The 14,120-nt window shown below is 71.2% G+C and carries 13 protein-coding genes; 8 read left to right on the top strand and 5 right to left on the bottom strand.

The genetic code is table 11. The features are described from left to right. Positions 1-4: 4 nt before the first annotated feature. The 7 genes from Pdca_RS12130 to Pdca_RS12095 all read left to right on the top strand — a co-directional run bounded on the left by Pdca_RS12130 (position 5) and on the right by Pdca_RS12095 (position 8,005). Positions 5-1,429, top strand: a complete 1,425-nt coding sequence (locus Pdca_RS12130) for an ATP-binding protein (RefSeq protein WP_094927163.1) — start codon at positions 5-7, stop codon at positions 1,427-1,429. Continuing rightward, entirely contained in the window at positions 1,426-3,249 is a 1,824-nt protein-coding gene (locus tag Pdca_RS12125) for a type IV secretory system conjugative DNA transfer family protein (protein ID WP_085914923.1), read from the top strand. The genes Pdca_RS12130 and Pdca_RS12125 overlap by 4 nt, the downstream gene beginning before the upstream one ends. Continuing rightward, positions 3,246-3,779, top strand: a complete 534-nt coding sequence (locus Pdca_RS12120) for a DUF4913 domain-containing protein (protein ID WP_197719975.1) — start codon at positions 3,246-3,248, stop codon at positions 3,777-3,779. The genes Pdca_RS12125 and Pdca_RS12120 overlap by 4 nt, the downstream gene beginning before the upstream one ends. Before the next feature lie 4 nt (positions 3,780-3,783). After that, positions 3,784-4,920 carry a VldE C-terminal domain-containing protein gene (locus Pdca_RS12115; RefSeq protein ID WP_085914924.1) on the top strand — a complete coding sequence of 379 codons (1,137 nt, stop codon included), beginning with the start codon at positions 3,784-3,786 and terminating at the stop codon, positions 4,918-4,920. A 103-nt stretch (positions 4,921-5,023) separates the two neighbouring features. Beyond that, positions 5,024-5,278, top strand: coding sequence for a hypothetical protein (locus Pdca_RS12110; RefSeq protein WP_085914925.1), 255 nt, complete (start codon positions 5,024-5,026; stop codon positions 5,276-5,278). A 154-nt stretch (positions 5,279-5,432) separates the two neighbouring features. Then, complete coding sequence (locus tag Pdca_RS12105) at positions 5,433-6,236, top strand: HARBI1 family protein (RefSeq protein ID WP_166666051.1); 804 nt, start codon at positions 5,433-5,435, stop codon at positions 6,234-6,236. 848 nt (positions 6,237-7,084) lie between these two features. After that, positions 7,085-8,005: an HAD family hydrolase gene (locus tag Pdca_RS12095; RefSeq protein WP_085914928.1), complete on the top strand. Its 921-nt coding sequence runs from the start codon at positions 7,085-7,087 to the stop codon at positions 8,003-8,005. On the opposite strand, the gene Pdca_RS12090 is transcribed toward Pdca_RS12095, so the two are convergent. Beyond that, positions 7,983-9,218 carry an NsdA family TPR-like regulatory protein gene (locus Pdca_RS12090; RefSeq protein ID WP_085914929.1) on the bottom strand — a complete coding sequence of 412 codons (1,236 nt, stop codon included), beginning with the start codon at positions 9,216-9,218 and terminating at the stop codon, positions 7,983-7,985. The genes Pdca_RS12095 and Pdca_RS12090 overlap by 23 nt on opposite strands. A gap of 693 nt (positions 9,219-9,911) precedes the next feature. On the opposite strand from Pdca_RS12090, the gene Pdca_RS12085 reads away from it, so the two are divergent. Next, complete coding sequence (locus Pdca_RS12085; RefSeq protein ID WP_197719974.1) at positions 9,912-10,973, top strand: magnesium and cobalt transport protein CorA; 1,062 nt, start codon at positions 9,912-9,914, stop codon at positions 10,971-10,973. Positions 10,974-11,046: 73 nt separating this feature from the next. On the opposite strand, the gene Pdca_RS12080 is transcribed toward Pdca_RS12085, so the two are convergent. From Pdca_RS12080 to Pdca_RS12065, 4 genes are all read right to left on the bottom strand, one after another. Then, positions 11,047-11,337: a vWA domain-containing protein gene (locus Pdca_RS12080; RefSeq protein WP_125911374.1), complete on the bottom strand. Its 291-nt coding sequence runs from the start codon at positions 11,335-11,337 to the stop codon at positions 11,047-11,049. A gap of 123 nt (positions 11,338-11,460) precedes the next feature. Next, a complete protein-coding gene (yacG, locus tag Pdca_RS12075) occupies positions 11,461-11,856 on the bottom strand; it encodes a DNA gyrase inhibitor YacG (RefSeq protein ID WP_085916920.1) in 396 nt (131 codons plus the stop codon). Beyond that, positions 11,853-12,716: an IS21-like element helper ATPase IstB gene (istB, locus tag Pdca_RS12070; RefSeq protein ID WP_085916919.1), complete on the bottom strand. Its 864-nt coding sequence runs from the start codon at positions 12,714-12,716 to the stop codon at positions 11,853-11,855. The genes yacG and istB overlap by 4 nt, the downstream gene beginning before the upstream one ends. Then, positions 12,713-14,092, bottom strand: a complete 1,380-nt coding sequence (locus Pdca_RS12065) for a Mu transposase domain-containing protein (protein ID WP_085916918.1) — start codon at positions 14,090-14,092, stop codon at positions 12,713-12,715. The genes istB and Pdca_RS12065 overlap by 4 nt, the downstream gene beginning before the upstream one ends. Positions 14,093-14,120 lie beyond the last annotated feature (28 nt).

Genomic DNA, 14,120 nt, shown 5'->3' with positions numbered 1-14,120 from the left:
CACCATGGACACGGCCGTCGCCGACCAGGTTCCCCGTTCCTGGGGCTGGCCGGTACCCGGCGGAGGACGGGCCGGGCACGTGGAGGCCGGGGACCGGTTTGCCGGCACCACCAGCCAGGTGTGCGGGCTGTTCCCCTTCGCCACCGCATCGGGCTCCGACGTCCGCGGGGTCCCGATTGGCCGTCACTTGCACACCGCCGAACCCATCGGCCTCGATCCCGCCCACTGGCTACGCACCGGCCTGGTGTCCAACACCGGGGTGTGGGTGCAGGGCCAACCCGGGATCGGGAAGTCCTCGATCACCAAACGCATGCTCGCCGGCCTGGTCGCGTTCGGGATGCGCGCCGTCGTACCCGGAGACGTCAAGGGCGAGTACACACCGCTGGTCACCGCCCTGGGCGGCTCGGTCTGGCACCTCGGCCGTGGACTGCAGGCGCTCAACCCACTCGACGCCGGCCCACTCCGCGCCGCCCTGACATCGGCGCCCGCGGCAGACCGGAGCAGGCTGCGCGAGACCCTGCGAGCCAGACGGCTGACCCTGCTCGAAGCGTTGATCACCATCGTCCGGCGCGACGAACCCGACGTCACCGAACGGCGACTGCTCGGGGCCGCGCTCGACCTCGCCGTCGACACCGCAGGCGCGCGCGAGCCGCTGATCCCCGACGTCCTCGCCGTCCTGCTCTCCGGCGCCGCGCCGCTGCTGACCATCGCCGCCACGCAGGACGATCTCGAGTTCCGTCGCACGTCGCGGACGCTGGTCAACGCGCTCGGGTTGCTGTGCGAGGGCGCGATCCGCGGCATCTTCGACCGCCCCAGCAGCGCCCGGTTCGATCCCGACACCCCCGCCCTCTCGCTGGACATCAGCGCGCTCGACGACGATGACGACGACGTCGTCGCGGCCGCGATGCTGTGCTCGTGGGCGTGGTCGGCGGCCCTGGCCGATGCCGCCGCCTACGGCGAGCGGCGCCGCAACGTCGTCCAGGTCCAGGACGAACTGTGGCGCGCCCTGCGTGTGGCTCCCGGCCTCGTGGAGCGCTCCGACCGGATCACCCGTCTCGGCCGCCACCGCGGCGTCGCGTCCTTCCAGGTCACCCACTCCCTCGACGACCTCGAAGCCCTCCCCACCGAGGCCGACCGCGCCAAGGCTCGCGGGCTCGCGTCCCGCAACGGGGTGCTGCTGCTCGGCGGCATGGCCGAGAAGGAACTCGATGGGCTGCGCCGTATCACCTCACTCAGCGAGGGCGAGGCCGCGTTGATCACCTCGTGGGCCGCGCCGCCGACCTGGCACGCCGGTCGGATCCATCCCGGCCGCGGCAAGTACCTGATCAAGTCCGGCCAGCGCGTCGGGCTCCCGGTCGCACTCACGCTCACCCCCAGCGAGATCGCGCTGCACGACACGGACCGCGCGTTCCGGCCCGGTGCCCGATGACGCCCGGACTGCTCCGCGAGGCAGCCGCGCCGCTGCTGCTGCTCGGCACGATCGCCGCGACGGCGCTGCTCGCCGTCGACGTGTGGGCCGCTGCCGGGGCCGCCGCACTCACCGGTACCGGCCACTGGACCCCGCCACCGGCCGGCCCGGCGCTGCTGTTCGGACTGCTCCGCGACGGGCCCGACGGAGTCCTCGCCGCCGGGGCCAGCACACCGGTGTTCTTCGCCGTCCTGGTCACGACCGTGACCCTGGAAGTGGCCGTCGGGATCGTCGCGGCGGTGCTGATCGGCAACCAGACCGGATCCCACGACCCACAGCGGTCTCTCCTGCAGGCCCGTGAACTGGGAGATCTGACCGGACAGGCCGCGATGAGCCGCGCTCGGAAACTCCGGCCGGGCACCGGCGACCTCGGCCCGTCGGATCAGGGCCTGCGCCTGCTGTCCATCCAGCGGCGCGAAGTCTGGATGTCCTGGGAGGACGTCGCCCTGGTCATCATGGGCCCGCGGTCGAACAAGACCAGCGCCATCGCCGTCCCGACCGTGCTCGCCGCGCCCGGGCTTGTCGTCGCCACCTCGAACAAGGCCGACCTGTGGGCGCTCACCTCCGGCATGCGCGCCAACGCCGGACCGGTGTGGACCTTCGACCCCCAACGCATCGCCCACGTCGAGCAGACCTGGTGGTGGGACCCGCTGCGCGCCATCGCCGACGCCGACCCCGCCGAGCGGGTCGAGGCCGCCGCCCGCCTCGCCGGGCACTTCGTCGGCACCATCGGCGGCGAACGCCGCGACCCGTTCTTCCACGCCGCCGGCGAACAGGTCCTCACCAACACCCTGCTCGCCGCCGCGCTCAGTGACGGCACCATGCGCGACGTCGTCACCTGGCTCCAACCCGGCCAACGCGGAGCGATCGCCGCCCTCGACAAGGCCGGCGCCGGCACCGAGGCCGCCGACCTCGAAGCCACCCTGTCCGGCGCCGACGTCACCACCAAGGGCATCTACCAGACCGCGCGCACCGCCACCAAGGCGCTGACCTCCGAGCGGCTCATGCGCTGGGTCAGCCCACCCGACACCTGGCGCGACGCGCCCACGACCACCGCGCCCGTCGAGCTGGACCTCTGGGACCTCCACGCCGCCGCCCGCCACGGCCGCGCCACCATCCACCTGCTGTCCAAGGAAGGCGCAGGCACCGCCGCCCCCGTCGTCACCGCGCTGGTCGACCGCATCCTGGAGATCGCCGAACTCCTCGCCCAGGCCTCCGGGGGACGGCTCGAACCACCAGTCGTGGCCGTGCTCGACGAGGCCGCGAACATCTGCCCCATCCGCGCCCTGCCCCAGCTCTACAGCCACTACGGGTCCCGCGGCATCCAGGTCCTCACCATGCTGCAGAGCTACCAGCAGGGCGTCGGCGTGTGGGGCGAGCAGGGCATGCAGGCCCTCTGGTCCGCCGCCACCGTCAAGCTCGTCGGCGCCGGCGTCGACGACCACGCCTTCCTGCAGAAGCTCTCCGGACTCATCGGCGACCACTACGTCGAACGAATCTCCACCAGCGTCGACCGCAGCCGCACCTCACGCCAGTACGCCCAGGCCCGTGAACCCGTCATGCCCGCCTCCGCCCTGCGCGCGATCACCCGCGACCACGCCGTCCTGCTCTCGACGGGACGCCAGGTCGGGCTCGGCCGGCTGCACCCCTGGTACCGCGAGCACGACCACGCCGACATCGGCGCCTACGCCGACACCGCCCTCGCCGAGCTGCGACGCGCAGCCGCGCGGGCCCTCGGGCCCGACAACCCCGTCAATCAGGCCGAAGGAGACCGACCATGACACCCGACGACCGGCCGATCGAGTCGACAATCAGCCCTCCGCCGGAGCGGTTGGTGGCGGAACTGTGCGCCCGCGTCCAGGCCCTGGAGGCCTGGCGGACCCACCAGACCGACCTGCTCGACGAACTCCTCAACGGCATGCCGGCCACCGAGCAGAGCCCATCGGATGCCGGTGAGGACGACGACCTCGACGGAGACGGACTCGACGCCGACGCTCTCATCGTCTGGGTGCACGACACGATCACCTCGATGATCGCCCGACCGCTGCGCGGAGAGCTCACCTGGTGTCCGCTGTGGTGGGAGCACCCCGAAGCGGTCTTCCGGCTCGAAGCGCTGCGCCGAGCCTGGACCGAACTCGCCCCCGAACCCGGCGCCGCCATGTCCATCTGGATCCGAGACCACCTCGACCCCTGCCTGCGTGAGCTGCTCACCCCACTCGGCCCCTTCGCCGACTGCGCCCACAACGAGCGCTACCGCGCCCTCAACGGACACACCCCGATCGCGACGCTGCCGACCCGGACACCGGCGTGACGGCATGCGGGGTCCGCTCATCGCGGGCGGCGGCCTGGTCGCCAGCCTGCTCCTCCCCCTGCTTCTGATCGCCGCACTGCTCGGCGGGCTCGCCAGCGCCGCACCGGTCCAGGCGGTGAAGACCGCAGCCATCCCGCCGCTCGCCGCGCAGCACTTCGAGACCATCGCCGAGATCACCACGACCACCTGCCCGGAGCTCCCGGCGCTCTGGATCATCGCCCACGTCCAGGCCGAGTCCAGCTGGGATCCGACCGCCTTCAGCGCCGACCGCAACGGCGGCGCCGCCGGGCTCTACCAACTCAACGAGGCCAACTGGACCAACGCCGGAGGCGCGGCGTGGTCGGCAACCCCGCCGCCCGATAACGCCGACGTCCTCCAGCCTGACGAGCACCTGCGCCGTGCGATCCCGTGGGTGTGCGCCAACCTGCGCGCCGCCAGCTCGCACATCGACGCGAGCGGCAAACCGATCAGCGCCCTGGACGGCATGCTCGTGTGCCACATCGCGGGGTGCGGTCGCCTCACCGGGTCGACCACGGGCATCCCCGCCGCGGGCGAGGCCGGCTGCGACCGATCCTGCGCCAACCTCGTCGCGACCTACATTGACCGCGTCCACGGGTTCGTCCAGCAATACGGTGCCGCGTCAGGGCCGATAGCCGTGGACGACCTGCCCGCCCCGACCCCGTTCACCGGCGTGAGCGCCATCTGCAGCGGCACCGACCCCACCGGCGGCCGCTGCCTCACCCCCGCCACCCGCCACGCCCACGACGAGATCACCCGCGCCTTCGGCCCACCCGGCCCTGGAGCCCCGATCCGCTCCGCAGGCTGCTGGGACGAACACGCCTGGAACCCCACCAGCGACCACCCCCAGGGCCGCGCCTGCGACTACTTCCTCGACGACGCCGGCACCTTCCCGCAGGGCCAGGAACTCCAGAACGGATGGCGACTCGCCACCTGGCTCCGCACCCACGCCCCCGCTCTCAAGGTCAAGTACGTGATCTGGCAGGGCCGCATCTGGTCGCCCGACACTTCCGACACCGACGACGGCTGGGGACGCCCCTACACCGGCGGCGGCATCTACGACGCCGACGACGCGACCGGCGGCCACTTCGACCACGTGCACATTTCGATCGAGAGCGAGTGATCATTGTTGCCCTGGATGCAGGATCGGCCCCCTCCCAAGGAGTTCTCCACAGGACGAGGAGGACTCGCTTGCGGATCGGACGCATCGTGCCGAGCCTGGGCCGATGCCGATCCTTTCCGCCCGCGGCATCGCCCTGCTCGTCATGGCCATCATGTTCGTGGCCGGATGCTCGACCAAGCCGGCATCGTCGGGTAATCTCGACCGGCGGACCGGGTGCTCGTCGGTGGTGGCCGGACGAAGCGTGGTCGGGGCGCAGGTGGTGATGGACGTGCGCGCAATCGACTGTCGCGGCCAGAACGGTCAGCTGCTGGAAGGTGCACTGGCAGTCGACCGGGTCGCGCACGCTGTGTGGCACTGAGCCTTTCCCGGTAGCGGGAGCAGCTGCTGGTGACACGCCGTGGGCGTGGAGATGATCAACGTGGGCGCGGGACCCCGGTAGAAGAGGTCGGTCCGCCTAAAGATCGACTCCACCACCGAGGTCCCGCGTGTCCGATCCTGTCATCTACACCGCCGTGCTCCCGATCGGGGAGCCCACCGCCGCGTTCGTGTCCCAGCTACTGGCCGGCGAACGCGCACGACGAGGCACCCGCCGGGGACGTCGTGCGCTGGGCTGCTACCGCCAAGCGGTGCTGGTGCTGCGCTGGTTCCTCGACGCCACCCGCGTCGCTCAACTCGCCGCAGACAACCAGCTTTCGAGTTCCACGACCTACCGCTACCTGCACGAAGGGATCGACGTGCTGGCCGCCGCCGCGCCCGGGCTACACGGGGCACTGCTGGCCGCACGAGCGGCCGGATACACCCACGTTCATCTCGACGGCACCCTGATCCGCACCGACCGATCCAGGGCCCTCGGACCGAACGTCCGGGTCGATCTCTGGTGGTCAGGAAAACACCGCCACCACGGCGGCAACATCCAGGCCCTCACCGCACCCGACGGGTGGCCACTGTGGACCTCGCAGGTCCGGCCAGGCCGGGAGCACGACACCACCTGCGCCCGCACCCACGACGGACTCCTCGACACCCTCCACGACTGGACCGACCAGACCCACGTCGTGCTCGCCGACCTCGGCTACGAGGGCGAGAACACCCGGCTGACCTGCCCGTTCAAAGCCCCGGCCGGAGGTGGGCTGCCCGTGGACCAGCGCGCCTACAACATGCTGCACTCCGCTACCCGAGCCCTGGCCGAGCGTGGGAACTCGCTGCTCAAGACGACCTTCCGCGCCCTGCGTCGGGTCACCCTGTGTCCCTGGCGGATCGGCGCAATCACCGCGGCGGCGCTGGTCCTGCTTCATCACGATCATGACCGAACAACCTGATCAACTCGCTACTGGGAAAGGTTCACTCACTCGAACTCCCCGTCGACGCCGTTCGCGTGAGCGTTGTCGCAACGGGGGGACCACCTGAGGACACGCCGACGACATTCACCCGCGACGAGCTCACCGAGCGGTTCGGTCGGGGCCCGTCCGGGGTCGTGTGGCCGGCGCGCGACAGGTCGAACGAGAGCATCTGGGTCGTTCTGCCTCTGGCGTACCTCGCCGCCGGTGTGGCGATGCTGCTCCTGGCACGACGCTTACGACGCGCGGGCCTGGTGGTCGTGCTTCTGCGCCGCTGACCCGACCAGCGGGGGGCCGTGCGCAGCGCCAGGCGCGGTGCCCCTGGATGGCCGGGCCAGGCCGGAAGTGGCGCGCAGCGGACGGGACAACGTCCACTCGCTCACGAACGTCGTGTGCCTTCCGGCCACACGACTTCGATCGAGCGTCCGCGGTCACGGGCATAGGCCACGGCGTCTGCCGTGCCGCCGCTGCTGGTTGCCGGCGAGCCATCCCAGACGGCGAGGAGCAGGTCGCAGCGGTCGATGAGGTGCTGGCTGGCGGCGAGGTAGGCCGCCGGACCGGACCTTTCGTGAGGCATCGTCACCGTCGACGCGGCCGCGTCGAGGTACGCCTCGCAACGCTCCCGGCTGGCCGGATCGGAGATCCCGGTGAAGTAGTCGCTCGCCGGGATGACGACTTCGAGAGCCCGCCGAGTTCCAGGACCGCATCGGCGAACGCCTGGTCGGCGCCCCGGCGAGGCAGGTCAACCCGACCAGGTCCTTCACGCGGGACCGGAGCAGGTCGATCAGCTCGCGCCGCACGAGATCGATCGATCCGCCTGTCAGATTCGAATGGCCGGTCACGCCGACGACAGCCATGCCGTACCCCTCCCTGCATCCGAACAGTGCCAAACCTATCCACCGGCGAGAGCCGGTTCCGAGCGCAGCCAGCCTGCTCGATCACGTCCACCCACCCACCGTGGCCACCTCGAATGTAGGTTCGTCTCGTCCGGCGACTGCAAGGGGCAGGAGAACATCCGCGTGGCGCAAGCGCAGGGAATCGACGGCACGGGTCGGCTTCGTGAGGCCGGTCTTCCTCGACAGGACCGCGCAGTGATCGACCCGATCGAGGCCGTCGTGTTCGACGTCGGCGAGTGCCTTGTCGATGAGAGCCGCGAGTACGGGACGTGGGCCGACTGGCTCGGCGTCCCGCGACACACGTTCGCCGCGGTGTTCGGCTCGGTGATCGCCCGGGGACTGGACTACCGGGAGACCTTCCAGGTCTTCGCGCCGGGGTTCGACCTCGCTGAGCAGCGGCAGGCTCGCGCGGAGGCGGGCATGCCCGAGTCGTTCGGCGAGGAAGACCTGTATCCCGACGTGCGGCCCTCCTTGACAGCGCTGCGCGCGGCCGGCTGTTGGGTGGGCATCGCCGGAAACCAGACCGTGCGTGCCGGCGGGATCCTCAGGTCCCTGAACCTCCCCACCGACATGATCGCCACCTCTGACGACTGGGGCGTGTCGAAACCGGACCCGGCGTTCTTCGACCAGGTGATCGCGGCCGCTCCCTGTGGGGCCAACCGGATCCTCTACGTCGGTGACCGGCTCGACAACGACATCCGGCCGGCCGCCGGGCGTGGCCTGCGTACCGCGCTGATCCGCCGCGGCCCGTGGGGCGTGATCCAGCAGCAGGACCCGGACGCCGACCGCGTACCGACCCTGCGCATAAGCAGCCTGGCCGAACTGCCCGTCCTCATCGGAGCGAGATCGCGTTGAGCGTCGTGGCCCAGCCGTAGAGCCGGTCGTCCAGCGACCGCACACACGCCTGGTCCTGCCACTGGCGCAACGATCGCCGGACGTCCCGGACGCGGTCCATCCCGGTCGCGTACCAGGTGCGCGACAGTTCGCCCAACGCCGCTTCCGCAAGGCGACAGGCCTCCTCGACATCGCCGGCAGCCACGGCGACGGCGGCCAGATCGCCGAGGACGACCGATCGCTGCTTCACGTCGGTCGCGGGAAGCGTGTCGAGTACGGCGCTCAGAGTCACCCGCGCCCGCTTGACCTGCCCAGCAGCCAGCTCGGTGTTGCCCTTGAACGCCGCCAGCCGGACTGGGGTGAACCAGTTCATCCAGTCCGGCACCGGCTGCTGGTCGTCGTCTGCAGCCAGCTCGGCTTCGGCCCGGCTGATGAGCCCGAGCGCCGCATTCGCGTCGCCGCACCGGCACGCACACTCCGCTTCGACGGCGTCGATCCAGGCCCGCATGAAGGCGGGAGCGGAACCTCGCCGCGCATATGCCCGGGCCGCCGCCAGGCGTTCCGTTGCCCCTTCGCGGTCCCCCGCCCAGCCGGGCACGAAGGCGGCGTGGGCCAGGATCGCCGCGCCGAGCAGCTGGTCGTCGGCCTCGCCCGCGAACTGGAGTGCACATGTGAACGTCTCCGCCGCAGCGTCAGGGCGGCGCAGGTCGAAGAACTCGATACGGCCCGCGAGCAACGCCGACTCGGCGAGCGCGCCGGCGATCCTGTCGCGCACCGTGCCGTCGGTCTCGCGCAGCAGCAGCGCCCCCAGCCCGACCTGCTCCTGCACCGACGCGAGCAGATGTGCCGGATCCACCGACCAGTACAGCCGGCGATGGGCCACCGTGACGGCCACGTAATCCGAGGCAACCGACGATGGATGGGTCGGCCGCTGCCGCGACCCGGCAGCCGTCGGACGTCGTGGTGGGGCCGGTCGACGCCTGTCGGGTGGCGGTTCCCCCTCCGACCATGGCGCGACGAAGCCCAGTTCATCCATCCGCAGACCGAGTACGTGCGTGAGGATCTGCTGGTGGTGTGGCTGCGGCCACGGCGGATCAGCGGACTCCCACCGGCGCACTTGCCGCGGCCCGATGCTGACACCACGCAGCCCGAGCTCGTCGGCTGCGGCGGTGAGCGCGGCGGCAAGACCTTCCTGCGAGCCGAACCCGCTCGCCAGGCGCGCGGCCTTGAGCATCCGGTTCCCCGTCGGGCGTGGCACGGACACCTCCGTCGGCTACGGCATCGAGGTCGCCAGTCTACGTTAGAAAGTCCGCTAGATGTCCCTTGCACGGCCTGTTTAAGGCCGTGGACGGCGTCGATAGTGGGACTACCTCGACAGATCGGCCACCGATGACTCCCACCACGCCACCGTTCGGACCGCGTGAGCACGGCTGCATCACCGAGGCCGCCTTGCTGCTCGCGCGCAACGACGGCGCCGCCGAACGGCTGCTGACCGCTCACCGACCAACGCCGGACGGTCGTTGCACAGGGTGTGGGGGTTCGCCGTCGCGGTGGCCCTGCGTACTCGTGGTGATCGCCGAGGAGGCCCGGAACCTGACCAGCGACGTGCGTATCCGCGCGGCAAGCACGTAGATCCGAACCGTCGAGCGCCGCACAGCCCGCGGCCTTGACGCGGTTCCGACACGGTGCCGGTCTACGATCACCGACGGCTCGCAGCTGGCGGACCGGACGAGACGGGGAAGGTGGGTGAGCGGCACATGGCCGGTGACAGTCCGAGCCCGGCTCAGCCGGCTCACCTCGCGGTCCTCACCTCGCCTTCCCCGCGCGCGGGCCACCCGGTGGGCCGCTGAATCCGGGCTGGTGACGGTGCCGCCCTCGGCGGTACCCGCCCTGTGTGTGCGCACCCCTCCGACGAGGAGGTCGTGTGGTGGCAATCATCGACAACGCGGTGTACGGCGCCGGGAAGCGGCTGACCCAGCCGCAGTCATTGGCGGATACCTACCGGCTGCTCAACGACTGCGACGGCAGGCTGGCCTGGATCGGGCTCTACCGACCCGAGCAGGACGAGTTCACATCGTTGGCTAAGGAGTTCGACCTGCACCCGCTGGCCGTCGAGGACGCCGTGCAGGCCCATCAGCGGCCCAAGCTGGAACGCTACGGAGACACCCTGTTCGTGGTGCTGCGCGCCGCGCGGTACCTCGACGCGGTGGAGGAGGTCAAGTTCGGCGAGGTCCACGTGTTCGTCGGACCGGACTTCGTGCTCACCGTCCGCCACGGCGAGGCCCCGGACCTGCACGGCGTCCGTACCCGTATGGAGCAGGACCCCGCGCTGTTGCGCCAGCGCCCCGAGGCGGTGCTCTACGCCATCCTCGACCGGGTCGTCGACGACTACGCCCCGGTGGTCAACGGCCTGGAGACCGACATCGAGGAGATCGAGACCCAGGTCTTCGCCCGGGTTCCCGAGGTGTCGCAGCGGATCTACGAGCTCTCCCGTCAGGTCGTGGAGTTCCAGCGGGCGGCGCGCCCGCTGGCCGCGGTGCTCAACGGGCTCAGTGCCGGGTTCGGCAAGTACGGCACCAACGAGGAGCTGCAACGCAACCTGCGCGACGTCCAGGACCACCTGGTGCAGGTGATCGAGCGGCTCGACGGGTTCCGGCAATTCCTGCAGGCGGTGCTCAGCGTCAACGCCACCCTGGTCGCCCAGCAGCAGAACGAGGAGATGAAGAACCTCACCGAGGCCGCGCTGGCCCAGAACTCGGAGATGAAGGTCCTCACCGAAGCAGCGCTGGCCCAGAACCTGGAGGTCAAGAAGATCTCCGCGTGGGCGGCGATCCTGTTCGCCCCGACCCTGATCGGCACGATCTACGGGATGAACTTCGACCACATGCCCGAGCTGAGCTGGGCCGTCGGCTACCCGTTCGCGCTCACCCTGATGGTGCTCACCTGCGCCGGGTTGTTCTGGAGCTTCCGGCGCCGCGACTGGCTCTGACCACCCGAGGGGCAGGCCGGTCCGGCATATCTACCCCGGCCGGCGGCCCGCTTCCGTCGCAGCAGGCAGGAGGTCAGGGGATGCGACGGCCGAACGCGAACGCCGAGCCCAGCCCCGCCATCGTGGCCAGCGTGCCGCCGGCCAGCCACGGCTTGCTCACGTCGACCTGCTTGGTCTCATAACCGATCTCCTCGCCCAACGCGGCGTAGACGTTGCGCAGCTCGCCCTCGCTGGTCGCGCTGAACGACTCACCCCCGGCCAGCCGGGCCACCTCGCGCATCGAGGGCTCATCCACAGCAACCGGGATCTGCTCTCCGTCGAGGTCGATCGAGCCGTACACGGTGCCGAACGCGATCGTGGACACCGGCACCTGCGAGTCCGCCGCAGCCCGCGCCGCAGTGAACGCCCCCCGCGGCTGCTGGCGCTCAGCGAAAATGACCAGTTCTGATCGGTGGAAGTGACCACCCTGGCGCGGCCAGAGTAGTGGTCAGGTCGGGGTCATGTGGGTCACCTCCGGGGTGCGGATGTGGGCGGCGCCGGCGGGGACGACGACGGTGATGACGGCCAGCTCGGTGCGGCAGTGCGGGCAGCGTTGGACGCCGTTCGCGGCGGGAACGGCGTGCCCGGGTGGGACGGCGTTCGGGACGGCGTCGGGAACGGCGTGGTCGCCGTTCGGGCTGGTGAGGGCATCGCGCGTGACGGCGTTCGCGGTGTTGAACGAGCCGGGAACGGCGTCCGGGACGACGTCCGGGGCGGTGTGCGGGTGGTCGCGGTGATGCGCGGCTCGACAGCGCGAGGAGCAGAACCGGCGGTTGGGGTTGCGTCGGGTCACGGTGACCTGCCGGCCGCAGGCCGGGCAGGGGTGCTCGCCCAGGATGGTCATGATCGGCCCTGCCCGGTCGGGTCGTGCTCGCCGAGCGCCAGCCGGAGTTGGTTACTGCGTTGCTGGTGGGCCCGCATCCGGTAGGAGGGCCCGTCGATGGCGACGACGATGCCCCGGTGCAGCAGCCGGTCGAGCAGCGCGGCGGCCAGCATCGGGTCGGCCAGCCGGTCACCCCAGCTGGCCACTCCGGCGTGGCTGGTCACGATCGTCGACGACTTCAGATAGCGGCGGTTGATCACCTCGAACAGGGCGGCGTTCGCGTCCGGGTCCGGCGCGGTGCGGGAGTAGGCGAACTCGTCGATCACCAGCAGCCGGGGGCCGCAGTAGAACCGCATCGCGGTGGCCCAGCGTCCTTCCAAGGCGGCCTTGCGGCAGCGTTTGGCCAGTTCGGCGGCGGTGGTGAAGTAGACCCGGTGCCCGGCATCGACCGCGGCCCGGGCGAGTGCGACCGCGAGCATCGTCTTGCCGGTGCCGGGTGGACCGACGAACAGGACGTTGCCGGCGTCGTCGAGGAAGCGCAGCGCCGCGAGCTCACGCACGAGTTTCTCGTCGACCCCGGGTTGGGCGGCGAAGTCGAACTCGTCCAGGGTCCAGGAGTGCGGCAGGCAGGCGAACCGCAACCTGCCGGCCAACCGACGGGCCTCGGCGTGGGAGACCTCGAGCCCGAGCAGCCGTTCCATCACCGCGGTGGGCGAGAGCTGCTCGGCGCGGGCGGCGTCGAGCACCCCGGTCAACGCCTCGGCGGCCGTGCCCAGCTTGAGGACCTCCAGGTGAGCGCGCAGCCGCTGATAGGTCGCCGCCTCGCTCGAGCCGTCGGGTTCAGCCTGGTTGACCGCATGGTCGGGCCGGTGGGTGTTCATGAGCTCTCCCGCCCATCCTGTCCGCTGGTCTCGCCGGTGTGGGCGCGTCCGCGCAGCGGGCGGGTGCCGGAGGCGTAGGCGTCGAAGTCGATGACGACCTGCTCGCCGCTGGCCGGGCCGGCCTGGGCGTGGCGGATCCGATCCGCTTCGGCCAGGGCGTCGGCGGTGGGTGGGCGGCGGTGCTTGCGCGGGCAGGGCGCGCGGTCGGTGAACTCGGCGAGCACCACCCGGGTCATGGCGTCGACGTGTTCGTCGAGGCGCACCAGTGCGCCGGCTCCGTCCGGGGACCGCAGGTGATGCGCCAGCGCGACACCGCGTGCGGTGGCGATGTCCAGTGCCGGGGTGCCGAGTTGGTGGCGAACGGTCACGATCTCGCCGGTGTGCCCGGGTGGGATCGAGTAGCGGTTGCCGCGGAACGCGACCAGGGCCTGCTCGGACACGGTGCGCTCGACGCTCAGCACCGCCGGCAGCGGCGCCGGTGCCGCCCGCAACGGCTCGGCCTCGGCCAGCGCGCCCACGGTCGTCTTGCCCCCGTCGGCGTCGGCGCGGCGGCGTCCGTCGAGGCGGGCGCAGATCCGGTCCAGCCCGGCCTGGGCCCCCGCGAGGGTGGTGTCGTCGGCCAGGGTGCGCCACCAGCGTTGGGCGATCACGTGCGCGCTCTTCTCCACCGCGCCCTTGCGCCAGGCGTGCCGCGGCGGGCAGATGTCGATCCCGACCCGGTAGTGCACCGCCACCGGTCCGAAGCTGACCGTGAGCCGGCCCGAGCCGGGATGACACACCGTGGACATCCGGTCGAACCGCCACCGCCGCGTCACCCCGCCGAGACGGCCGACGACCTGGTCGAGGCCTTCGATCAGGTGCGGCTGATCGAGCGACTCGGTGATCCAGCCCCGCCACCGGCTCGAGTGCGCCAGCACCCCGAGCAGCACGAACGCGCTGCCGGCGAACCCCCAGTGCGCGGGCGGGTCGGTCAGCTCCAGGTAGTCCCACTGGGTCTCGGCGCCCGGCGGATGGGCGATCACCGCCCGCTGGCTGGTCTTGCCCGACCGACACGGCTCGCAGGCCGGGCGCAGCTCCCGGGCGCGCAGCGCGCGCGTGAACGAGGGATACGAGCCCGCATAGCCCAGCGCGGTGACCTCGTCGAACAACGTGGTCGCCCACAGATGCGGGTCCGCACCGAGCCGCAGCCGGCAGTACTCGGCGAACCCCTCGAACGGATCCGGCACGCTGCGGGCCCGCTGCCCCGGCGTGTGTTCGCCGCTCAGATAGCGGCGCACGGTCACCCGTGTGACGCCCAGATGCCGGGCGATCGCGGAGATCGTCCATCCCTGCGCGCGTAGTGCTTGTGCTTCCACGTACGACTCCCATGCGAGCATCCCGAGTGGGCTCCCTCGACGACTTCCG

The organism is Pseudonocardia autotrophica, assembly GCF_003945385.1.
GTDB classification, from domain to species: domain Bacteria; phylum Actinomycetota; class Actinomycetes; order Mycobacteriales; family Pseudonocardiaceae; genus Pseudonocardia; species Pseudonocardia autotrophica.
Note: the sequence above shows the minus strand (reverse complement) of the source record. Positions and strands in the feature narration are given on the sequence as shown.